21 protein-coding genes are annotated in these 24,011 nt (G+C 44.7%); 16 read left to right on the top strand and 5 right to left on the bottom strand.

The genetic code is table 11. The features are described 5' to 3' along the window. Positions 1–21 precede the first annotated feature (21 nt). Positions 22–1,092, top strand: coding sequence for a mechanosensitive ion channel family protein (locus RBB12_RS03250; protein WP_306012776.1), 1,071 nt, complete (start codon positions 22–24; stop codon positions 1,090–1,092). Beyond that, positions 1,082–1,933: an N-acetylmuramoyl-L-alanine amidase-like domain-containing protein gene (locus tag RBB12_RS03245; protein ID WP_306012775.1), complete on the top strand. Its 852-nt coding sequence runs from the start codon at positions 1,082–1,084 to the stop codon at positions 1,931–1,933. Before RBB12_RS03250 ends, RBB12_RS03245 begins: the two co-directional genes overlap by 11 nt. On the opposite strand, the gene RBB12_RS03240 is transcribed toward RBB12_RS03245, so the two are convergent. Next, on the bottom strand, positions 1,919–2,677 hold the full coding sequence (locus RBB12_RS03240; RefSeq protein ID WP_306012774.1) for a ThuA domain-containing protein: 759 nt from the start codon (positions 2,675–2,677) through the stop codon (positions 1,919–1,921). The two genes, RBB12_RS03245 and RBB12_RS03240, sit on opposite strands and share 15 nt — an antisense overlap. A gap of 10 nt (positions 2,678–2,687) precedes the next feature. After that, positions 2,688–3,572 (bottom strand): helix-turn-helix transcriptional regulator, encoded by an 885-nt coding sequence (locus tag RBB12_RS03235; protein ID WP_306012773.1) that lies wholly within the window; start codon positions 3,570–3,572, stop codon positions 2,688–2,690. Positions 3,573–3,776: 204 nt separating this feature from the next. On the opposite strand from RBB12_RS03235, the gene hemA reads away from it, so the two are divergent. The 12 genes from hemA (at position 3,777) to RBB12_RS03175 (ending at position 14,617) form a co-directional block, all read left to right on the top strand. Next, positions 3,777–5,033, top strand: a complete 1,257-nt coding sequence (gene hemA / locus RBB12_RS03230; RefSeq protein ID WP_306012935.1) for a glutamyl-tRNA reductase — start codon at positions 3,777–3,779, stop codon at positions 5,031–5,033. Beyond that, positions 5,030–5,956 (top strand): hydroxymethylbilane synthase, encoded by a 927-nt coding sequence (gene hemC / locus RBB12_RS03225; RefSeq protein WP_306012772.1) that lies wholly within the window; start codon positions 5,030–5,032, stop codon positions 5,954–5,956. The genes hemA and hemC overlap by 4 nt, the downstream gene beginning before the upstream one ends. Then, complete coding sequence (locus RBB12_RS03220; RefSeq protein WP_306012771.1) at positions 5,934–6,593, top strand: uroporphyrinogen-III synthase; 660 nt, start codon at positions 5,934–5,936, stop codon at positions 6,591–6,593. The genes hemC and RBB12_RS03220 overlap by 23 nt, the downstream gene beginning before the upstream one ends. A 108-nt stretch (positions 6,594–6,701) precedes the next feature. After that, a complete protein-coding gene (hemE, locus tag RBB12_RS03215) occupies positions 6,702–7,727 on the top strand; it encodes a uroporphyrinogen decarboxylase (protein WP_306012770.1) in 1,026 nt (341 codons plus the stop codon). Then, positions 7,724–8,215: a DUF6973 domain-containing protein gene (locus tag RBB12_RS03210; RefSeq protein WP_306012769.1), complete on the top strand. Its 492-nt coding sequence runs from the start codon at positions 7,724–7,726 to the stop codon at positions 8,213–8,215. The genes hemE and RBB12_RS03210 overlap by 4 nt, the downstream gene beginning before the upstream one ends. After that, entirely contained in the window at positions 8,212–9,114 is a 903-nt protein-coding gene (hemF, locus tag RBB12_RS03205) for an oxygen-dependent coproporphyrinogen oxidase (RefSeq protein WP_306012768.1), read from the top strand. Before RBB12_RS03210 ends, hemF begins: the two co-directional genes overlap by 4 nt. A gap of 28 nt (positions 9,115–9,142) precedes the next feature. Next, entirely contained in the window at positions 9,143–9,931 is a 789-nt protein-coding gene (locus RBB12_RS03200; RefSeq protein WP_306012767.1) for a PhzF family phenazine biosynthesis protein, read from the top strand. A gap of 21 nt (positions 9,932–9,952) precedes the next feature. Next, positions 9,953–10,942, top strand: coding sequence for a porphobilinogen synthase (gene hemB, locus RBB12_RS03195; RefSeq protein ID WP_306012766.1), 990 nt, complete (start codon positions 9,953–9,955; stop codon positions 10,940–10,942). Between the two features lie 12 nt (positions 10,943–10,954). Further along, positions 10,955–12,262: a serine hydrolase gene (locus RBB12_RS03190; protein WP_306012765.1), complete on the top strand. Its 1,308-nt coding sequence runs from the start codon at positions 10,955–10,957 to the stop codon at positions 12,260–12,262. A gap of 40 nt (positions 12,263–12,302) precedes the next feature. Next, on the top strand, positions 12,303–13,424 hold the full coding sequence (locus RBB12_RS03185; RefSeq protein ID WP_179383342.1) for a CNNM domain-containing protein: 1,122 nt from the start codon (positions 12,303–12,305) through the stop codon (positions 13,422–13,424). Continuing rightward, the gene (locus RBB12_RS03180; RefSeq protein ID WP_306012764.1) at positions 13,424–13,894 is read left to right on the top strand and encodes a methylated-DNA--[protein]-cysteine S-methyltransferase; all 471 of its coding nucleotides are present in this window, start codon (positions 13,424–13,426) and stop codon (positions 13,892–13,894) included. The genes RBB12_RS03185 and RBB12_RS03180 overlap by 1 nt, the downstream gene beginning before the upstream one ends. A gap of 9 nt (positions 13,895–13,903) precedes the next feature. Continuing rightward, positions 13,904–14,617 (top strand): 3'-5' exonuclease, encoded by a 714-nt coding sequence (locus RBB12_RS03175; RefSeq protein ID WP_306012763.1) that lies wholly within the window; start codon positions 13,904–13,906, stop codon positions 14,615–14,617. A gap of 413 nt (positions 14,618–15,030) precedes the next feature. On the opposite strand, the gene RBB12_RS03170 is transcribed toward RBB12_RS03175, so the two are convergent. Then, on the bottom strand, positions 15,031–17,226 hold the full coding sequence (locus RBB12_RS03170) for a S8 family serine peptidase (protein ID WP_306012762.1): 2,196 nt from the start codon (positions 17,224–17,226) through the stop codon (positions 15,031–15,033). A gap of 248 nt (positions 17,227–17,474) precedes the next feature. On the opposite strand from RBB12_RS03170, the gene hflX reads away from it, so the two are divergent. Further along, entirely contained in the window at positions 17,475–18,695 is a 1,221-nt protein-coding gene (hflX, locus tag RBB12_RS03165) for a GTPase HflX (protein ID WP_306012761.1), read from the top strand. A gap of 246 nt (positions 18,696–18,941) precedes the next feature. Here the strand turns inward: hflX and RBB12_RS03160 are convergent, their stop codons facing one another. Beyond that, a complete protein-coding gene (locus tag RBB12_RS03160; protein WP_306012760.1) occupies positions 18,942–19,874 on the bottom strand; it encodes a DUF3078 domain-containing protein in 933 nt (310 codons plus the stop codon). Positions 19,875–20,924: 1,050 nt separating this feature from the next. Here RBB12_RS03160 and RBB12_RS03155 point away from each other — a divergent pair. After that, positions 20,925–22,478, top strand: coding sequence for a BspA family leucine-rich repeat surface protein (locus RBB12_RS03155; RefSeq protein ID WP_306012759.1), 1,554 nt, complete (start codon positions 20,925–20,927; stop codon positions 22,476–22,478). A gap of 968 nt (positions 22,479–23,446) precedes the next feature. On the opposite strand, the gene RBB12_RS03150 is transcribed toward RBB12_RS03155, so the two are convergent. Continuing rightward, positions 23,447–23,956 carry a DUF2480 family protein gene (locus tag RBB12_RS03150; RefSeq protein ID WP_306012758.1) on the bottom strand — a complete coding sequence of 170 codons (510 nt, stop codon included), beginning with the start codon at positions 23,954–23,956 and terminating at the stop codon, positions 23,447–23,449. Positions 23,957–24,011 lie beyond the last annotated feature (55 nt).

Raw genomic sequence — 24,011 nt, 5'->3', positions numbered from 1 at the left:
TTCTATCTTATTTTTGGAGATATGGAGTCTTTCTACGACAATGTTTCCAAAGAATCCCTGATTTATTTAGGTGTGACCCTAGTTGTGCTCGTGATACTTTATTGGATCACTTCCGTAGTCCTGAAACGACTGGGAAAAAACCCTAACTATTTATTGCCCAAAACTGCTTTTAAACGGCTGGCATTTCCATTGGTTCTCATTTTTCTCTCCGTCTTGCTTCGCATGAAAGCACTGCGGGACATTCTAAACCTATCGGAAGCTGGTTTCTGGTTTAAAAAGATCAGTACCATCCTTTTCATTTTTGCCATGGCATGGGTAATGATTGCCCTGCTTAAAATCATTAAAAAAGCCGTCATCCAAAATTACGACATAGGAGAAGCTGATAATTTAAAGGCCAGAAAGGTCTACACCCAGTTTACCATTTTGGAACGGATCTTTATTTTTATCGTTATTCTCTTGGCCACAGGATTTATGCTGATGAGCTTTGAGGAAATCCGCGAAGTGGGCATTAGCATTTTTGCCTCGGCAGGTGTAGCGGGAATCATTATTGGGTTTTCGGCCCAGCAGTTCATTGGGACCATTCTGGCAGGTATCCAAATTGCCATTGCACAGCCCATAAAACTGGATGATGTGGTCATTGTGGAGGGCGAATGGGGCCGTATTGAAGAGATTACCCTGACCTATGTGGTAGTAAGCATTTGGGATAAAAGGCGCTTGATCGTACCAACGCCCTATTTTATCAATCAACCCTTTCAGAATTGGACGAAAACCTCCTCGGAACTTATGGGAACTGTATTCCTTTATGTAGATTACAATGTCCCTTTTGATCAACTGCGCGAGGAACAGACACGAATTTTGAAGGATACCGACCTATGGGACGGCAATGTGAATGTAATACAAGTAACCGATACCAAACCCAATTATGTAGAGATCCGATGTTTGGTAAGTGCCAAAGATTCTCCCACAGCTTGGGATTTACGGGTTCATCTCCGCGAAAAACTTATTGTGTATTTACAGGACAACTATCCGGAGAGCATTGCCAGAACCACCCGATTATCGGTTGAACATAAAAACGATTTTAATGAGAAATAGCATATTCATGGCCCTTTTGATGTTGGGAGGCTTCGCCAATGGCCAACACATCACCTGTTCTCCTGAGGACAAGTCCTTGTTTGAGCATAAAATCGCCGATCTAAAGCAAACAAGGGCATCGAGTCTGGGAGATACCATTGCCTTGGTGGGACAGTCTTTTTTGGGAACGCCCTATGTGGAAAAAACACTGGAGGTTGGGGATACGGAAACCTTGGTCATCAATTTTGGTGGACTGGACTGCACCACCTTTGTGGAAAATGTCATGGCGTTTAGTTTGATGCTGAAACGTCAACAGACCAATTTTGAAAGTTTTACCAAGAACTTGGAGACCGTTCGGTACAGAAATGGGGATTTAAAAGGTTATCCCTCTCGTTTGCATTACTTTACGGAATGGATTCGAAACAACGAGAAAAAAGGTTTGGTGAAAGATATTACTGCCGAATTGGGTGGTGTTGCGTTGGAAAAACCCATCAACTTTATGGGCACACATCGTGATCTGTATCCGTTTTTGGCCAACGATACGAATTTTGAAGCCATGATTACGGTGGAAAAAGAGCTTGCCAAAGAAAAGCTTTGCTACTTGCCCAAGGACCAAATCGAAAGCAAGGAACAGCTCATTAAATCGGGTGACATTATTGCGCTGGCCACTTCCATAAAAGGTTTAGACGTGACGCATACGGGCATTGCCATCCATCAACCGGACGGGAGACTCCATTTATTGCATGCTTCAAGCAAAAACGGGGAGGTGGAAATTTCTGAATTGACTTTGGCGGATTACCTCAAAAACATCAAAAGCAATATTGGAATTATAGTAGCGAGACCGACCTTACTTCCGCTTTAAACACCATTCGATGCCTCCCAAAAGGTGTTGACGGAACATGGGTTCATCATAAGAATCATCGGTATGGCCGCCACCAGTGTAAAAAGCCCTGCCCCCATCGAATTCCTGATACCATGCAATCGGATGGTTGGTGCCATTGGTGCCACCTTCATAGCTGCTTTCATCCAAATTGAGCAACACCGTAGTTTCCGAACTTAGGGTTTTGTAATTGTACCACTCATCGGTTCGTATCCAAGTATCTGAAAGATGTTCCGTAGCCGGATGCGACTTGTTCACCACATTGATGGTTGCTTTTCGGACATTGGGGTCGCTAGGATGGGAATCGAAGTAACCTCCTACCAACTTTCCGTACCAAGGCCAGTCATATTCGGTATCGGCCGCAGCATGGACACCCATATAAGCGCCGCCACTTTTTATGTAAGACTCAAAAGCCCGTTGCTGTGTAGCATCCAAGACATCCATGGTGGTATTCAGAAACACCACAAGCTTGTAATTATTTAGATTTTGGACCGTAAAGTCCTCACCCGACTCCGTTTGCAAAGCAATAAAACCATTTTGCCGTCCCAATTCCCTTAAGGTTTGGACCCCTTTATCAATAGATTTATGCCTGTAGCCTTCCGTTTTGGTAAATACCAGCACCAATTCAGGCATTTTTTTCGCCTCGGCCTCGATGGTAGGGTCATCTTGAGCAGCAATCGGGAGAGTAAAACAAAGCGTGAGCAAGAAGCATACAACGTATTTCATGATGGAAGGTTTATACATTTGAAGTTAAATATTTTTTGGGCGTGGTGCCGAATTTCTTTTTGAAGGAGGCTATAAAATGACTGGCAGTACTGTAACCGACTTTTAACCCCACTTCGTTGACGTTATGCTTGCCGGTTTCCAGCATTTTTCGGGCATAATCCATTTTATAGTCGAACAAAAATCCAAAAACGGAGTCGCCATAAATCTGTTTAAAACCCTCCTTTAATTTTTTAAGGCTCAAGCCAACTTCTTGTGATAGTTCGGCCAAGGTCGGCGGTTCGGCCATACGGGAAATCATGATTTCCTTGGCCATTCGGATACGGCGCACATTATCTTCATCGGCCAGATAAGGGCATTGTTCCAAATCGGCATCTTCGGTTTTGTTGAAATAGAGAGAAATCAATTCGTAGACCTTTCCTTTCAGGTATAATTTTTTTATGGATGGATGCAAATTATAGTTCATTAATTGGCTCAGTACAACGGCTGTGGCAGGCGACACCATTTCTTGGGAATAGTATTTCTTTTCCTTGTTTTCGTCACTCAAAAAAGGAATATAATCCGCTTCATTGGAAAATAGGGCGTGGAACTTTCTAATGGTCATCACCACGGAAAGCAACCATGACCCTGGCGAGACCACTAAGTCAAGCGGCAAATCTTTCTGGGTATTGTAAAGCAAGAGCGAGTTTTCCTCGTTGACTTCCAAATAGTAATTCCCTTCATTGAAGTTGAACTTGGATTTGCCCTTCAAACAGAAATGAAACTGGATGTAGGTGCTGTCGATATCCCGTTCAATAAGTTTTGGTTCTTGGGTATCGTTTTGGATTTTAAGGATGTAAAAGCCATCTTCCACCAAAATTTCATCATAAGAACCGCTAGCGATATTTTTCACATTCATTCTTCGTCTTATTTTGTTTTCCTACTAATTTAGAATCGCTCTAAATTGTATATTGCTTAAGCTAATTTATCAATAATAACAGTGCCTTCCATCATTTTTATCAAAAATAAAACATAAAATGGCAGCGATGGTCATTTATAGTACCGCTAGCGTTATTTTTTGACCTACAAGCCTGTTATTTTTGTGCTGCGATTTATATCCTTTATGAGGGACTACCATATTTCAAAACATAATTCCTTCTATGCCATTGGGTTGAGTTACAAGAAGGCAGATGCAGAGGTTAGAGGAAAGTTCAGTCTGGATGTTCCTGCCATTGACCGTATTTTGGGCAAGGCAAAGGAATTTGGAATTGATGGCCTGTTGGCTATTTCCACATGCAACAGAACCGAACTATATGGTTTTGCACAACACCCCTACCAACTTATCAAATTGCTCTGCGACGAAACCCCTGGTACCGTTGAAGAATTTCAGGAAGTAGCATACGTGTATAAAAATCACGATGCCATTACGCATATGTTTAAAGTGGGCACTGGTCTGGACAGTCAGATTCTGGGCGACTTTGAAATCATCAGTCAAATAAAGCAAGGGTTTTACCGATCCAAAAAGCAGGACCTGGCCAATCCGTTCCTGGAACGCTTGTGTAATTCGGTAATCCAAGCCAGCAAGCGAATCAAAAACGAAACAGAAATTTCCTCTGGTGCCACTTCGGTAGCCTTTGCCTCGGTCAAATATATCTTGGACAATGTGGACGACATTTCCAACAAGAACATTTTGTTGTTCGGGACAGGCAAGATTGGACGAAACACCTGTGAAAATTTGGTGAAGCACTCCAATAATTCCCATATCACTTTGATCAACAGAACGCGTGCGAAGGCGGAAGACATTGCCGGTAAGTTCCAATTGACGGTAAAAGATTATGGCGACCTTCAAACGGAAATCCGAAAAACCGACATTTTAGTGGTGGCCACGGGGGCTCAATTGCCCACCGTTTCCAAGGCCATTATCCATCCCAAAAAACCTTTGCTGGTTTTGGACCTATCGGTACCCAAAAACGTATCTGATGATGTAAGGGAACTGGACAATGTGACCTTGGTGCATTTGGACCAACTTTCCCAAATTACCGACGAGACCCTGTCCAAGAGAAAGGAATATGTTCCCAAAGCGGAAGCCATCATAGAAAAGGTGAAAAAGGATTTCCTCAAATGGTTGGAAAGCCGAAAATTTGCCCCGGTCATCAATGCCCTAAAGGACAAACTCAACACCATGAAAGCCGAGGAAATCGACTTTCAGACCAAAAAAATTGAAGGATTCGACCAAATACAAGCGGAAATCATCTCCGACCGTATCATCCAAAAAATCACCAAGCAGTTTGCCAACCACCTAAAGAGCAACGAGGTCGATACCGATGATAGCCTGGAACTGATACAAAAGGTCTTTCAGCTAGAACTACATTCCAAATGAGCAAAATTATCCGCATTGGAACCCGCGACAGCGAACTCGCGCTGTGGCAAGCTACTACCGTGCAACAAAAACTGGAAGCGCTCGGGTACGACACTATTTTGGTGCCCACCAAATCGATGGGAGACCAAGTGCTGGACAAGCCGCTTTACGAACTGGGGGTTACCGGAATATTTACCAAAACCTTGGATATGGCCATGCTCAAGGGCGATATTGACATTGCCGTACATTCCATGAAAGACGTTCCTACGCAACTTCCCAAAGGTATTGTGCAAGTAGCCGTTTTGGAGCGCGCCATAACCCATGACATATTGGTGCACAAAGGTTCTGGTTTTTTGGAACAGGACCAACCTGCGACCATCGCCACCGGAAGTTTGCGGAGAAAGGCCCAATGGTTGAACAAATATCCACATCATACCGTGGTAGACCTTAGGGGCAATGTGAATACGCGTCTCTTAAAATTGATTGAAAATGATTGGCAAGGGGCCATTTTTGCCCAGGCAGGACTGGAACGCATCAAATTGTTGCCCAAAGATGCCATTCAACTGGATTGGATGATTCCTGCACCCGCACAAGGTGCCATGCTCGTTGTGGCCATGGAAAAAGATGCATTCACCAAAGAAGCTGTATCCCAACTCAACCATACCGAAACCGAATTGTCCACAACCATCGAACGTGAATTTTTGCGGACCTTGGAGGGTGGTTGTACCGCGCCCATTGGGGCTTTGGCCCAAATAAAAGACCAAAAGGTTTATTTTGAAGGGGTTGTTTTTTCCTTGGATGGAAAGCAGAAAATCGATATCCAAAAAGAGGTGGAACTATCCGAATCCCAAGGGCTAGGGAAACGTAGTGCTGAAGAGGTATTGCAAAAAGGTGGTGATAAATTGATGCAGGAAATCAGAAATGAAAACAATACTGTCCACTAAAATGTTGAGCTTGACCCAAAAAGAGCTTTTTTTAAATTCCGGTTTGGGATTAGTGGAGTACGATGCCCTAAAAATTGAGCTGGTCAACGTGAAAATTCCTTTGGACCAAGTGAACTATATTTTTACGAGCAAAAACGCAGTGAATGCTTTTTTGGAACAAGCCAGACACTCGGATGCATCCCAGTTCAACGCCTTTTGCGTCGGAGAAAAAACCAAGGCACTCTTGGAAACCAATGGGGTGAAAGTGTTGGAAATGGCCCAAAACGCCTTGGATTTGGCCAGAATTATCATAGAGAAGCATCAACACAAATCCTTTTTGTTTCTTTGCGGCAACAAGCGGATGGATGAACTGCCTGCTATGCTGAACAAAAATAACGTTCAGTATAAAGAATTGGAAGTGTATCGCACCCACTTGAATTCCAAAGCGTTTCAACGCAATTTTGATGGTATTTTGTTCTTTAGCCCAAGTGGCATCCAAAGCTATCTTTTGGAAAATGCAGTAGGAAACAGCACCCTATTCTGTATCGGGGAAACCACCGCCGCTGAGGCCAGAAAGTATTCAAACAAAATAATAGTTGCCAATAAGCCGACCGTAGAAAACGTGTTGGTCCAGGCGATAAAAGAAATGTCAAAATAAACGGATGCCGAGCGCCCGCCTGGTGGACAGGCAGGAAGTGGAAGCATCGTTCAACATTGAAAACAATAAAAAGATTCCTGTCTGCACAGGAATGACAAATTAAAATTTATGATCAAAAACGACTTGTTCCTTCAAGCTTTAAAAGGTGAAACCGTTGAACGTCCACCCGTATGGATGATGCGACAAGCAGGGCGCTATTTGCCCGAGTTTATGGAACTCCGTAAAAAATACGATTTCTTTACCCGTTGCCAGACTCCTGAATTGGCTTCGGAAATTACCGTGCAGCCCATACGCCGCTACGGCATGGATGCGGCCATTCTGTTCAGCGATATTTTGGTGATTCCACAGGCTATGGACATTGAGGTACAGATGAAACCCAATTTTGGACCTTACCTCCCCAACCCTATCCGGTCCCAAGCAGATTTGGACAAAGTAATCGTTCCCGATATCCAAGATTCTTTGGGGTATGTGATGGATGCAATTACCATGACCAAGGAAAAGTTGAACGACGAAGTTCCCTTGATCGGGTTTGCAGGTTCACCCTGGACCATTCTCTGCTATTGTGTGGAGGGACAGGGTAGCAAAAGTTTCGATAAGGCACGAGGGTTCTGTTTTACCCAGCCTGAAGCTGCACATGAACTGCTTCAAAAAATAACCGACACCACCATTGCCTACCTCAAGGCCAAGGTGAAGGCCGGGGTAAACGCGGTGCAAGTTTTTGATTCGTGGGGCGGCATGCTCTCACCACAGGACTACCAAGAATTTTCGTGGAAATACATTCAGCAGATTGTTGATGCTTTAAAAGATGAAGCTCCCGTTATTGTGTTTGGAAAAGGTTGCTGGTTTGCCCTCAAAGAAATGGCCAACTCCGGCGCTTCGGCTGTTGGGGTGGATTGGACCTGTTCCGCACAAAACGCGAGGTATTTGACCGGTGGAAACATTACGCTTCAAGGGAATTTTGATCCCGCACGTTTACTGTCCCCACCTGAGAAAATCAAGGAAATGGTCACGCAAATGATCCGTGATTTTGGCAAGGATAAATACATTGTGAACTTGGGCCACGGCATATTGCCCACCATTCCTGTAGAAAACGCAAAAGCGTTTATTGACGCGGTAAAAGAATACAAAGGGTGAACCTTGTTACAGTACTAAAACGGGTCGATTTAAAAAATATACTGAAAGTTATAGGTATTGGTTTGAGCCGCCCCCATCTGGTGCTGCCCACTATTAAGGCTACGAAGGACTGCATCGCCATCTCTACCCAAAATTATGGAAAGTTGCATCATAAAAATGGGTCCGCCAATGCCTTTAGACATGCTTTTTGGAATTATTTGATTGCGAAAAGATGCTTTTATTGGCACAGCAACGAAGAGACCGTTTTAGCTTGGGCCAAAAAAGTGACGGATTGGCACGAGGATTCATTTCCAAATCAACCCCTGCCAAGGGCCATGGATTTGCACAACAATGAGGTTGGTCGATTGGTTTTTACACAACACCTACTAAAATCCGAGCAGGAAATCGTAGCATTGATGAAGGAAATGACCTCGGATTCCATTAAAATTGACACTGACACAGACCTGTCTGAATATAAAAACCGAATGGTACATATTTTAGAGCAATGAAGGATAAATTTTACAAGTACATTCAGCAACTACAAGATACCATCACCACCAAATTGGAAGAATTGGACGGCGTGGCAAAATTTCAACAGGATTTTTGGGAGCGTGAAGAAGGAGGAGGGGGCAGAACCCGGGTGATTGAAAACGGCGCTGTTTTTGAAAAAGGCGGTGTCAACATTTCCAAGGTACACGGTCCACTGCCCAAAAGCATGCAAAATTACTTTGGTGTGGAAGACGTGGATTTCTTTGCTTGCGGCCTCAGTTTGGTGATTCACCCCAAAAGTCCAATGGTTCCCACCGTACATGCCAACTGGCGGTATTTTGAAATGTATGACAAGGATGGGAACATCCTAGATCAATGGTTTGGCGGCGGACAGGACCTCACCCCTTACTATTTGTTTGATGAGGATGCCGTTCATTTTCATAAGACGTGCAAAAAGGCCTGTGATGCACATCATCCAGAGTTTTATCCCACCTACAAAAAGAAATGCGACGAATATTTCTGGAATGCCCATAGAAATGAAGCCCGTGGGGTTGGCGGATTATTTTTCGATTACTGCAAGGCTACGGATGCAACCAGCATGGAAGATTGGTACAACTTCGTAACCGAGGTTGGCGATAGTTTCTTGGAAGCCTATGCACCCATTGTTGAAAAAAGGAAGAATCTCCCCTACACCAAAGAACAACGCGACTGGCAAGAAATTCGTCGTGGCCGCTACGTGGAATTCAATTTGGTACACGACAAAGGCACCCTTTTTGGGCTCAAAACCAATGGCCGTATCGAAAGTATACTGATGAGTCTACCTCCGCACGTACAGTGGCGCTACGACCATCATCCAGAGAAAGGAAGTGAGGAAGCCAAACTGATAGAAGTGCTAAAAGCGCCGAAAAATTGGGTTTAATCCGTAGTTTTGATACCAAACCTAGCTTATGAGACAGAAAATATATCAAATCGATGCCTTCACCAACCGGACTTTTGGCGGTAACCCGGCCGCCGTCTGCATCCTAAATTCTTGGTTGAGTCCGGAGTTGATGCAAAAGATAGCCCAAGAGAATAATCTGGCCGAAACAGCCTTTGCAGTCAAAAAAGATGAACAGTACGAGATTCGCTGGTTTACCCCAGAAGTGGAAGTGGATCTTTGCGGCCATGCCACTTTAGCGACTGCTTTCGTGCTATTTCATTTTTATGAATTTGACGAAAATACCATTCAGTTTTATTCTCCGCGCAGTGGAAACCTCAGCGTTGACAAGGCTGATAATGGTTGGCTTACCTTGGATTTCCCTACAGACCACCTGATTGCCATTCAAAATGTTGACGAGTTGGACGTTGCTATTGGACAAAGTCCAATAAAAACCCTGAAAGGGAAAACCGATTACTTGATGGTCTATCGTTCCCAAAAAGAGATAGAAGCTTTGGAACCCAACCATCATTTGTTGGCGCAATTGGATGTTCGTGGGGTTATTGTGACAGCGCCTGGGGACGAAGTGGACTTTGTTTCCCGTTTTTTTGCCCCGGCCTGCGGTGTTCCCGAAGATCCTGTAACCGGTTCGGCCCATACCTCTTTGGTTCCGTATTGGACGGAAGTTCTTCAAAAAACCAAAATGACGGCCAAGCAACTTTCCAAAAGGGGAGGCGATTTGGTATGTGAATATTTGGGCGACCGCGTAAAAATATCGGGCAAGGCCGTGCTTTATTTGACCGGGGAAATAGACATTTGATCAACACTTAATACTTAGCATATGTACCCACTTATACGAAATAGAAGACTCCGTGCCTCCGAATCCATCCGGAGATTGGTTCGGGAAACCACCTTGACACCCGATGACTTTTTGGTTCCGCTGTTTGTGACCGAAGGAAAGGGAATCCGAGAGGAAATTCCATCCATGCCCAATTATTTTAGGTTGAGTTTGGACCAGTTGGAGAAGGAAGTAAAGGAACTTTGGAAAATGGGATTGTGTTCCGTGCTCCTTTTTGTTAAAGTGGCCGATAAGCTGAAGGACAACAAAGGCACCGAAGCCCTAAACCCCAACGGTTTGATGCAGCGTGCCATAAAAACCGTAAAAAATGCCTGTCCCCAAATGCTAGTGATGACGGATATTGCCCTTGACCCCTTTTCATCCTATGGTCATGACGGTATCGTGGCAGAAGGGCAAATCCTGAATGATGAAACCGCCGAAGTTCTGGCTGAAATGAGCGTGTCCCACGCACAGGCAGGTGCTGATTTTGTGGCACCCAGCGATATGATGGATGGCCGGATCTTGACCATTCGCGAAGCCTTGGAAGATGAAGGATTCATCAATACAGGGATTATGGCCTATTCGGCAAAATATGCCAGTGCCTTTTACGGTCCCTTCCGCGATGCGTTGGATTCTGCACCAGTGGATATCGCCAATGTGCCCAAGGACAAAAAATCCTATCAAATGGATTATGCCAATCGGTATGAAGCCATTAAGGAAACTCAAATGGATATTGATGAGGGAGCTGATATCGTAATGGTGAAACCAGGTTTGTGCTATTTGGACATTGTTCGAGAAATCAAAAATGAAGTCGAAGTACCCGTAGCCGTTTACCAAGTTTCCGGGGAGTACGCCATGGTAAAAGCCGCTGCTGAAAAAGGTTGGTTGGACCACGATGCGGTTATGCTGGAACAGCTCACGGCCATCAAAAGAGCAGGTGCGGATATAATCGCATCGTATTTTGCGAAGGATTTTATCCGAACTTTGGGATAAACCTCAGCCAAAATGAAAATACGAACCGCTTCGATACTCTTCTTCACTTTAGTGATGCATTGGGGGTTTGCCCAAAGACAGCTTATCCATGCCTTACCCTCCCAATTAGGGTTCGATGAGGCTTTCATCCACCAAAAGGTAGACTCCATCATGGAAATGGGCATCGATAGCTTGGCTTTTCCCGGAGCGCAGCTCTTGGTGGCAAAGAACGATACCATTATTTTCCACAAAGCCTATGGTTTTCATACCTACGACAGCATCCGGACGGTAGCTTTGAACGATTTGTACGATTTGGCCTCTGTCACCAAAATCTCGGGACCCTTGCCTGCTTTGATGAAGCTGGTGGATGAGGGAAAGCTCGATTTGGATGAACCTTTCAGCCAGTATTGGAAGCCTTGGCGAAACCGAAAGGATAAAAAAGACCTCACGCTTCGGGAAATCTTGGCGCATCAAGCAGGTTTGGTGCCCTATATCGTGTTTTTGCAAAAAGTGTTACGGAAGAATGGCAACCTCAAAAAGCGGTTCTTGGATGCTTCGTCCAGCAAAAGATTTAAGGCACAAGTGTACGATGGGCTTTACATCAACCATCGTTTTGAACGAAAGATGAACCGAATCATCAATCGCTCCAAGGTCTCCGATGAAAAGAAATATGTGTATTCGGGACTTTCGTTCTTGATTTTCCCTCAATTGATTGAACAACTTACGGGAACCGATTATCAAACCTATTTGGATGAAAATTTCTATCAACCATTGGGTTGTCATACCTTAGGATATCTTCCAAAGGAAAATTATTACGCAAATGCTATTGTTCCCACCGAAATGGATTCCATTTTTAGAAAAACGGTGGTGCAAGGTTGGGTACACGATGAAAATGCGTCGCTCAAAGGAGGTGTGTCGGGGAATGCCGGCCTGTTCGGCACAGCGGACGACCTCGCCAAGTTGATGCTGCTTTATCAGAATTACGGCAAGGTTGATGGCCAACAATTGATTTCATCCGAAACCGTAAATGAATTTACCGAAGTGCAATATCCCGAAAACGACAACCGTCGTGGATTGGGTTTCGACAAGCCACTGCTGAACAATTCAGAACTTCCTTTGGGCGAAGCCTACCCTTCCCCCTTGGCCAGCCCCAAAAGTTTTGGCCATTCGGGATTTACCGGGACTTTCGTCTGGGCCGACCCTGAAAACAGGCTGACCTTTATTTTTCTATCCAACCGCGTTTATCCGTCACGTAGCCATCGCCAATTGTATGAGCTGAACATCCGAACCGCGCTGCAGGATGTTTTTTATAAAGCTATGCAGATACCCATTCAAAATTGATTCCTATTCCCTATCTTGGTACAAAAGATTCGGCCATCCTATGGGACTACTCATTTTTTACGCCCTTATTTCCATTTTCTTTTCCTTTTTATGCTCCATTTTGGAAGCGGTGCTCCTCAGTGTCACACCTACCTTTATCAATCTGAAGAAGCAAGAAGGTAAAGATTACGCTGCCACCTTGGAATCCCTTAAAAAGGATGTGGACAAACCGCTTATTGCCATTTTGACCTTGAATACCATCGCCCACACCGTGGGAGCTATTTTGGTGGGGGTACAGGCGAAGGTAGCGTATGCGGAAATCTATGGAACCACAGAACGGACCCTTTTTGGTTTTGCATTTACGGAAGATTTGATGGTCGGAATTGTCTCCACGTTGATGACCATTTTGATTCTGGTGGCCTCAGAGATCATTCCAAAGACCATTGGAGCGACTTTTTGGAAACAACTGGCCAACTTTACCAGTAAGGCACTAAACATCATGGTATTCGTTTTAAAATGGACCGGATTGCTCTGGCTTTTGCAACTCTTCACCAAACTCGTTGGCGCCAAAGGCGAGCACGGCAGCGTGTTGAGCCGTGAAGATTTTAGCGCTATGACGGAAATCGCGCACGAGGAAGGCGTCTTCAAGGAATCGGAGTCCAAGATGATCAAAAATCTGTTGTATTTTGATGAAATTCTGGCGCGGGATGTCATGACACCGCGAACGGTGATGAAGGTTGCCTCTGAAGATATGCCCATCAAGGAGTTTTTTGAGAAAAACAGACCCCTTCGGTTTTCCCGCATACCCTTGTACAAAGATCGGATGGACAACATTACCGGTTTCTTTCTCAAGGATGAATTGTTGGAAGCTATCGTCAACAAAAAAGGGAACGAAACCTTGGCCACCATCCGAAGGGAATTGTTGGTGACCAACCGAAGCAAATCCATCAACGACCTTTTCAAAAAATTTGTGCAGAAACGCGAACACATTTCTTTAGTAGTGGACGAGTATGGATCGGTAAGCGGATTGGTGACTATGGAGGATGTGATAGAAACCTTGCTCGGATTCGAGATCATGGATGAAAGTGACAACGTGGAAGACCTCCAAAAGCTCGCCAGAAAGAACTGGCATGCGCGCGCCAAGCGATTAGGAATTATTGAAGATGAAGATGAAATTGAGTGATGGAACATGCTTACGTACAGACCCCTATCGGAATCGCAGAGTTAATAGGCGATAAAAATGGGCTGGCTTCGATTACCGTATTGGAGAGTAAAAAACCAAAAGGTACAATTCCAGCGGTTTTAAAGGATGCCGTTGAGCAACTTGAAGAATATTTTGAAGGAAACCGAACGGTATTTGAGCTTCAACTCAATCCTTCGGGAACCGATTTTCAGAAAAAGGTTTGGGAAGCCCTTTTGCAAATTCCCTTTGGAAAAACCATTTCTTATTTGGAACTTTCCAAACAACTCGGTGACGTAAAGGCCATTCGTGCAGTAGCCTCGGCCAATGGCAAAAATCCACTTTGGATTGTGGTTCCTTGTCACCGTGTCATCGGAACCAACGGAGACCTCACAGGATATGCAGGTGGACTGCATAGAAAAAAATGGTTATTGGAACACGAGAGTCCTGCCAAGCAGACGACTCTTTTTTAATGTATTGCCATGCTTTATAAACTTAACCTGGAGCATATCCTTTTTTTGGATATCGAGACCGTACCCCAACACCCAAATTTCACCGATCTGGAGGAAACCGCCCAACTATTGTGGGAACAGAAAACCCAGTACCAACGCAAGGACGAATACACACCCGAGGAATTTTACGAACGGGCTGGCATTTGGGCCGAGTTTGGTAAAATTGTCTGTATCTCCGTGGGCTATTTTGTGCACAGAGGTGAACAACGAAATTTTAGGGTCACTTCCTTTTATGGTGAGGAAATTGAAATCCTTAAACAGTTCAAGCAGCTCCTGCAAGACCATTTTAGCCAAACCAAGCACCTCTTATGTGCACACAATGGCAAGGAGTTCGATTTTCCCTATATCGCCCGGAGAATGGTGATCAATGGCATTAACCTTCCCTATAAATTGGACCTTTTCGGAAAAAAGCCTTGGGAAGTGCCCCATTTGGACACTATGGAGCTTTGGAAATTTGGCGATTACAAACATTACACCTCCCTAAAACTGCTGGCTTATGTCCTTGGGATTCCATCCCCAAAAGAAGATATGGACGGCAGTATGGTAAAGGATGTGTTCTATAAGGAAAAGGACATCGACCGCATCATCAACTATTGTGAATTGGATGTGGTGACTACGGCCCAAGTGTTCCTGCGACTGCAGAATGAGGAGCTATTGCATGATGATGAAATCAAAAAAGTTTAGAAATTAAAATTGAAACAAGAGCCGAGAAATAAGAGTCAACAGACAGGAATCAAGATGCAAGACCCAAGAGGACAGTCATCTTTTGAACTTGATACTTGAATTTGAATTTGAGTTTTTCAAACAGATTTCTCAAGCGTCACTTCGTTCCTCATGTCGAAATGACCTCTTATCGTCACGCTGAACTTGTTTCAGCGTCTCACTCAGATGGGATTCTATGTCAAGCGTGGAATGACAACCTTGTTCAGTGGGGAGCCAAGAAACAGGAATCAAGATGCAAGACCCAAGAGGGCAGTCATCTTTTGAACTTGATGTTTGAATTTGAACTTTTCAAATGGATACCGCATCACGCTTCGACTCATTTCGACTCCGCTCAATGACCCCCGCTCAGCAACCGTTCGGAATTAAACAACTAATTAGTTTTTATAAAACTTAGTACTCTTAATTCCGGCGTAATCTTGTACCACCAAAACGTATAGTCCGGCGGAAAGTGAGGATACATTAATGGAGCCTTGGGTCTTTCCTTTCTTAATGACGTTTCCTGAGGTGGTTACGATGGAGAACTCGGCGTCTTTGGATAATTCGGCGTTTACGTTCAAATAATCCACGGTTGGGTTGGGGTACACTGAAATATTCAATTCTTGGGGAATAAACATGGGCGCATTTTCAATCAATGCCGTTTCAGCTCCCTTAAACTCAAATTCGATAGGCTCCGAAAACTCGGACACTACATTTTCGGTACAGATGGAACGCACACGCGCTTCGTAAACCTTACCTACTTCCAAGGCTTTAAGCTCAACGCTGCTTTCCCAAGTCAATTCACTGTTCCATTCGTCCGAATCCACACTTTTATACTGAATCTCGAAAAGGGTTTCTTCGGTTTCTTCCCAAGAGAGGGCAGCTCCATCTTCCGTAGCATTGTCCAAATCCAGATTGGAAGGAGTTTCAATCGAACATTCAGAAACTTGGGCTCCGGTAACGATCAGGGAAAAATCCTGAAGACCTGTGGTCAATGTTCCTTTATGTGAAATGGTGATGGTGTAGGTTCCGCTTGCTTGCTCCACTTCTACGCGCTCAAAGGGATCAACTTTATTATCGCCCTTGGCAGCAGCATCGTTTGCTTTGGCTGGATTGAGTTTCCAAGGAAAATACGTTTGTCCATCCTTGGTAATGCGGATGTCTAAATCATTCACTAAAGCGGCAGCGGTACTGTTTAATTCTCCTCGGTTAATGTTTTCCGATGCTGGGTCCGTCCATGAAATCGAGGCCATCAACGGAACTCCTTCCATAGCGTTTACGGTAATGGTGAAAGTTTCCCCGTTGGACAACCGTTCCTCATTTACCAAAGTAGTGTAGTCTTTATTTTGAAGGACCTCAGCAGCAGCTTTGGCGTTCATAATACCCCAACCCATTTTGTAATCGGGTCCCTTGGCATCCACATCATCAGCCGTATGAAGGGCCAATCCCTTAAGGGTGGCAGCTTTCATATACGAACCAAAAAGCTCTTCATGATACTGTTGCAACAACAAAAGTGACCCAGTCACTCCTGGCGCCGCCATGGACGTTCCGGAAGAAACTTGATAGCTGCTATTGGTGGCTGAACTGGTGGAAAGAATGTTACCGCCATCCCCGGCCAAGTCTGGCTTTACACGACCATCATCCACGGGTCCAAAACTGCTATATCCAGCAACGGATGCCTTTTTTAAATCGCCGTTACCATCGATTTCGGTATTGGCACCGGCCACGGTCAATCCGTTTTTAGTGGTAGTAAAGCCCAATAGTAAGTCGAACCCATCAGCTGTTTTCCCAAAGTTGGGGGCATCATTATCGTAAGATTTTTGTGCATTGCCCGCAGCGGTCACCATCAAATAATGTGGCGCATTGTACATGATTCGGTCCCAATCTTGGCTAACTTTAATGTAAGCGCCAAAGTACCAATCCGGCACCCGGTCCGAAAGTATGCCATAGGAATGGTTGCTCAACAAAAGTCCGTTGGCAGCAGCTTCGGCCACTTCAATCTTGTCTCGGCTCCAATCGTGCGTTAAAGCCTCCGCACCATAGGCAACTCCTCTAGCATTGGGCTCCACACCGGCAGAGATTAAATTTCCGGTCACTAAGGTAGCGTGCAGACTTACTTCATTGGCTTGATCTGCGTTTTTGGCACGAACATCAAATTCTTGATGGGAAGATAATGCTACACCAGAATCCCATACGCCCACTTCCATTTGGGTTCCTGATAGACCCAAATTGAGAAGGCCTTTATCATATAGGGTATGGGCCCTTGAAGTTTGGGATGCAGGGTCGTTTAAAGTTGTATAGAATAAAGGAGTGCCATCTGTACCGATATCTTCAAGTGCAATTTCGGTACCATCGGTTCTCTTTTCTGTAACTGTAATATTCTTGGATTTGACCAACTCACCTATTAGCTTTAGCTTAGCCTCATAATCGGCTTCCATCTCGGAAATGAATGTGGAAATATTTCCGTACTCATAATCGAAACTAACTTGCTCTTTGGTATCTCGTGTTTGTCCTAGGATGGAACCCACGCCCAAAAGCGAAAATAAAATGGAGAAGATTGCTCCCTTAGCCGAAAAAGGAAATCTGTAGTCCATAATAGTTTAAGTTTAGGTAAGATTTGGACTACGAATATATGAGAAAACGTAAGTATTATCGATAATATTCCTACTTTATTCGATGAAATACATAGTGATTTACCGATTTGTGTTGTGAAAATTCACTTTTACGATGTGTAGCTTTATTCCTACTTTGATTCGTTGTTGCGTACGCTCTCAAGATTACAATAGCGAACCACAAAAATAGCTGCCAAACATTGTGTAAATTTGTATCCTAAACCCATTTGATGCTAGAAAAGAAGTCCATAGAATATGAAAAGGCGGTGCTGATCGGTGTATTGAACCAACATCAGGATGAAGACAAGGTAAAGGAATACTTGGATGAGTTGGAGTTTTTGACCTACACGGCCGGTGGCGAAGTGGCGAAACGATTTGTGCAGCGCATCGATGTGCCCAACCCGAAAACCTATATCGGTAGCGGTAAAATGGAAGAGGTGCGTCAATATGTGAAGGAACACGAAATCGGTTCCGTTATTTTTGATGATGAACTCTCCCCTGCCCAGCAAAACAATATTGAAAAACTGCTCCGCTGTAAGGTGCTGGACCGAACTAGCCTTATCTTGGATATTTTTGCCCAGCGCGCACAGACGAGTTACGCTCGTACCCAGGTGGAACTGGCGCAGTACGAATATCTTTTACCCCGACTAACCGGACTTTGGACGCACTTGGAACGACAAAGGGGTGGTATCGGAATGCGCGGACCGGGTGAAACGGAAATCGAAACGGATAGACGTATTGTCCGCGATCGCATTGCCCTGCTCAAAAAGAAACTGGCCAAAATCGACCGACAAATGGAAACCCAACGGGGCAACCGGGGTTCCCTGGTGCGTGTAGCTTTGGTAGGATACACCAATGTGGGTAAATCTACCTTAATGAACGTAATCAGCAAAAGTGATGTATTTGCCGAGAACAAACTCTTTGCAACCTTGGACACCACCGTGCGAAAAGTGGTTTTGGGCAACCTCCCTTTTTTGTTGAGCGACACCGTTGGTTTCATCAGAAAACTGCCCACCCAGTTGGTGGAAAGCTTTAAAAGTACCTTGGACGAAGTTCGGGAAGCCGACCTCTTATTGCACGTTGTGGATATATCCCATCCCAATTTTGAAGAGCATATCGCATCCGTTAACCAAATTTTGGACGAAATCGATAGTTCGGACAAGCCATGTATAATGGTGTTCAATAAAATTGACCAGTACCAACCCGAAACCATCGATGAAGATGACTTGGTCACGGAAAAAACCACGGCCCACTTTACCTTGGAGGATTGGAAAAAAACCTGGTTCAACAAGATGGGCGATAAGGCACTTTTTATCTCCGCCTTGAACAAGGAAAACATGGACGAATTCCGCAAGCGGGTGTACGACGCGGTGAGGAACATCCATGTGACCCGATTCCCTTACAACAACTTTTTGTATCCAGAGCATCTGGATGAATATAGTGAGGGGTAGACTTTATCGATGAAAGGCAACCTATTGCCTATTTCACAACATTTTTGGACCTGTTCACAACAAAAGTTTAGGGCGTGACCACAGATGACCTACTTTCACTTTGTTTTTAAGTCATTTTAGTGTCACGCACAGATCTTACAAATCTTAACCTACTTAGGCCATGGTCTTAAAAACTTGAAAAACATTTTTCACCCCACAAAAAAGCCCTCCGCAAAGAGGGCTTTTTTTGTATGCAAAAGTTGCACATCAAAACTTGTAGCTCAACCCAAGGGTCCAATACGTTTGTAGTTCATTGTCAATGGTATCAAAAGTGGCTTCCGGATTTGGTGTTGGAGCATTGTTCACAATATAATTGAGCGTTTCCTGCTTGTTGTTCCTCAAACCAAAATCAAAGCCCACCCCAATCATTTTCCAAAGGGTATAACTAAATGAGTTGATCCAGGTCCAGTTGCTCAAATTGCTACTCTCATAACTCTGAAAAAGGGAAAGGTTACTCTTAAAACTCACCGCACCGATTTGTTTGGTATAGTCTGCAACGATCTTGGCACCCATGGACGATTCAAAAATGGTATCCTCGCTACTGAACACAAAGTTGTAGTTGAGCGGATGTATGACCACTACCAGGTCTGAAATGGGCGTCCACGTAGCACCCACACCCAAATCAAGGTAACCGGGGTCGTTAAAATTGCTCAATAAAGTGGTACGGTATTCCGCCAAGGCAGAAATCGCAAACTTCTCGCTTAGTTTTCTACCGTACAGGGAAGAAATATTGAATACATCCGTAGCCTGTCGGAAACTGTCATCGTCGGTGGGATCGTCCTTATCGTCCAGCTTTACCCAAGCTAGGTTCACATTGGCCGAATTTCTCCAAAAAAACTTCTCTTCTTTCAGGTTGGCAAAGGCATTTACGGTAAATCCGATGTTGCCAGAGGAGTTATTGGGTATGCCCTGCGCAAACCAATTATTGAATTCTGATAGGCTACCGCCAATCGTTCCAAAAGCGCCCACTTTCCAGCCGGGCAAGGCATCGAGTTTGGCCTGTAGGGCATCCACCCGCTTTTGAATGGCGGCAATGGAATCCTTTTTGGGAGCTATCTGGGCTTTTAGTTCTTCTTCAGTCTGTGCCGTGGCGTTGGCCAGCGCAAAACAGGCCACAAGGGCGAATAACAATTTTTTCATAGTATGGAGTTTACTGTTTAGACCGTAAAAATAAGAAATGTCACTTCGCAACCGCTATTTCTTCACAAACAAATGGGTTTGGGGTTTAGGGTTTAGGGTTTAGGATTTAGGATTTAGGATTTAGGATTTAGGGTAAAAAAGTGATTTTGGGGAATTCTTACCAAACTGATGCTGGCGAAGTAACCGGAAAACTTAAACTCAAGTGTCAAGTTCAACACATAGGTTCAAAAAAAAGGTCATTTCGACATGAGGAACGAAGTGACGATTGAGAAATCTGTTTGAAAACTCAAGTTCAAGTTCAAGTTCAAGGTTGAGGGTTTAAGGTTTAAGGTTTAAGGTCAAAAAGATCATTTCAAATGACAAAGAAGCCTATTCGTGAAATTCGTGTCAAATGTATACTGCCAACTTACCACCCAGCACTGCCCACTACTTCCCTATTTCAGTCCTCCTTACTGTCGCTTCGACTCATTTCGACTCCGCTCAATGACCGCCGCTAAGCGACCACTGCCCACTGCCTACTGCCTTCCGACTCCCGATAGATTTCTCGACTGCCCCTTCGACAAGCTCAGGGTGACAGCTCGAAATGACATCTTAACTACTGACTTCGGACTTCGGGCTTCCGACTTCGGACTCAAACAAAAGATTTCTCACGCTTGCTCTGCTCGGTTCGAAATGACAAAGAACCCCATTGGTGCCAATTCGTGAAATTAGTGTCAACTGCTTACTGAACTTCTGCCCATCAACCCAAGTCTGTTTTCTATGGTCTTTTCTCTCTTGGGTCTTGATTCTTGGTTCTTGGCTCCAGTAAAGATTTCTCGACTGCGCTCGAAATGACATCCTAACTCGCAACACGAAACCCGAAACCCATAACTCGTAACTTACCACTCCCGACTCCAAAATCCCATTCTCAACCCCCAAAATCCAACCCCCTAAAAAAATCCGTCAGATCAAACAGGGCATCCGTCAGATCGGAAGGGGCATCCGTCAGATCGCACCCTTTTGTAAACCCAAAATACCGCATCTTGCTCCTTATTTCTAAAAACTCTAATCATGATTTACAAAAAATTGTTATGGTCGCTTTTGGCCATTACCGTATTGTGGTCCTGTAGTAAGGACGACGGACCGAGCGCTCCAGCTCCTGCTGGACCCCCTACCATTGCCAACTTTACGCCCCAATCCGGGCCAGTGGGCACTGAGATCACCATTAACGGTACCAACTTTAGCACCACGGTGGCGAGCAATACCGTAAAAATCGGTACCGCTACCGCAACGGTAACCGCTGCTACCGCCACCCAGCTCAAGGCAACTGTGCCCACAGGGGCCACCACGGGCGCCGTAAGCGTAAGCGTAGGCGGAACAACCGTAACTAGCGGAGAATTTACCGTGACTGATGCCGAACCCGTGAATCAAGCCCCTACAGCAGATGACCAAAGCTTTGAAGTGGCCGAGGACGTGGCCGAAGGCGAAGTGATCGGCACCGTGGAAGCCAACGACGGCGACGGGGACGCATTGACCTTTGAACTCGTGACCGACGAGAGCGAGCTCTTCCAAGTGGCAGAAAACGGGGAAATCTCTTTGGCCGAGGGCAAGAACCTCGACTTTGAGACCTCCACCGAGCACAGCTTGACCCTAAGTGTAAGCGACGGCAGCAACGACCCCGTAGAGTTTACCGTGACCGTAACGGTGACCAACGTAATCGAAAGCTTGTTTGATGACCCTGCTTCATTTATACTTAAGTTCAATATGGAGGCAGGAGAGGAACTTGAAATAGGATTGAACAGTCAATATCAATACGATTATACGATAGATTGGGGAGATGGTACGGAAGAAAATTATACCACCAATGCAAATCCTACGCACACCTATGACAATACCGCCATATACACCGTAGCCATTAAAGGGATTTTTCCCGCATTAATGATGGACACATCTAATGCGGTTAGTGTTGGTGCCTTAATTGATGTGAGCCAATGGGGCTCCCAAAAATGGCAGCGTATGAATTATGCTTTTACAAATTGTCAAAATCTTCAAGGTTTTAGTGCCACGGATTTACCTAATTTTTCTGAAACCACATCCATGGAAGGAATGTTCTGGAATGCAACCCAATTTAATGGTGATATTGGTAAATGGGACATCAGTAATGTAGACGCAATGACTATTATGTTTTGGGATGCTAAATCTTTCAATCAAGATATTAGCGGATGGAACCCAGAAAGTGTTACAAAAATGAACCATATGTTCCGTGGAGCGTCTTCATTCAACCAAGATTTAAGTGGTTGGAATGTAAACAATGTTACCACCTTTGGCAATATGTTCAATGGTGCAACGTCGTTTAACCAAAGCTTGGCTTCTTGGGAAATTAGTAGTGCTACTCAAATGGGAGCAATGTTTGATAATTCTGGAATGAGCCCAGAGAACTTAAACGCAACGCTAATTGGTTGGAACAACTTTGTAGAAGCTAACGATGGTCCTAAAAACATTACCTTAGGTTTAGACAATCTATCTGTTTGTGGACAAGAAGTTATTGATGCTACCCAAAACTTGGGGACCAATCATCAATGGACATTTACGGGTAATCTTGGCTTCCAAGCCAACTGCCCATAATTTCACCACACAATGTACGGCCCTCTTCCCATACAGGGCAAGCAGAACCACCGGCGGCCTTCGGGTTTCCGGTGGTTTTCATTCCGTGCGGTTGCTGAGAACTGGTCATTGAGCGTAGTCGAAATGAGTCGAAGCACGACACGGAATCCATTTTGTTTGGGATTCTGAAACCAGTTCAGCATGACGGCAATACGTCATTTCGATATGAGATGCAATGCATCGATTGAGAAATCCAATGGGAAAACGCAAGTTCAAGGTTTAGGGTTATGGGTTAAAGGTAATTTTTTCGGAATTCGTAGCGATTGGATTTTTGGATGGCTCGACTGCAAATCGACCACTGCCCACTGCCGACTGACTTCCGACTCCCGACAGATTTCTCACATTCGTTCGAAATGACAAAGAACCCTATTGGTGTTAATTCGTGAAATTAGTGTCAACCATCCACTGAACGTCTGCCCATCAAACCAAGTCTATTTTCTATGGTCTTTTCTCTCTTGGATCTTGATTCTTGGCTGCTCACTGAACTAAGTTCTCGATACATTTTTTGACTCCTATTTTCAAAAACTCATCAAAAAACACTCGAACTGACAAAGAACCCTATTCGTGAAATTCGTGTCAACTGCCCACTGCCCACTGCAGACTGATTTCCGACTCCCGACAGATTTCTCACATTCGTTCGAAATGACAAAGAATCCTATTCGTGACATTAGTGTCAACTGCCGACTGCCAACTGCTACCTGACTTCCGACTCCCGATAGATTTCTCACATTCGTTGGAAATGACAAAGAACCCTATTCGTGCCAATTCGTGTCAACTCCCAACTCCCAGCTGCTACCTGACTTCTGAATCCACAAAGATTTCTCGACTGCCCCTTCGACAAGCTCAGGGTGACAGCTCGAAATGACAGTTTAACAACCCTCTCAACTGCGTACCGAACTACTGCCTACAGCTTACTGGACTACTGAAATTTACTTCTTCCGTTTAAAAAGCGGCACTGAGGAACAAGCTTCACCGTACATCACGCTTTTGGCCACTTCTTGGATGCGGGCAACGGCCATGAGGTAGGCATTCTCGGGAACGGGTTTGTGGGAACACCCTTTTATGATGACAGGTCTATCGGTAAATTCCGTCACGTCCAATTGCTCCAAAATAGGTTGGTAAAGTGCGGTTTCCAAATCTGGTAAAGTGCCCCGGATCACTTTTTTGGCATAAGGTTGCAATTTGGAAGCTACAAGCATAAAGGCCCAACCGGGCACTATGGCATCCGAGGAACATTGCAAGGCTACGTAAGCATCTTGATAGGCTTGCCAATCGTGTGCCTCCACATGGGCACGAAACTCCTTTTCACGCAAAATAAAGCCTTCATAGAGCCAATCTGCAATGTCCAACACCTTACGCTCCCCCTCTGGATAGTAATCCTCCAGGTTGAAGGTAATCAACTTGCTTTGGGCTACTCTGTTTATTATTTCATCTTCCATACTGTCATTCCCGTGAAAACGGGAATCTTTTTCAAAATTGACTTGGTTTCAATAA

This window comes from Allomuricauda sp. MMSF_3307 (assembly GCF_030733585.1).
In the GTDB taxonomy this organism is placed as follows: Bacteria; Bacteroidota; Bacteroidia; order Flavobacteriales; family Flavobacteriaceae; genus Flagellimonas.
Note: the sequence above shows the minus strand (reverse complement) of the source record. Positions and strands in the feature narration are given on the sequence as shown.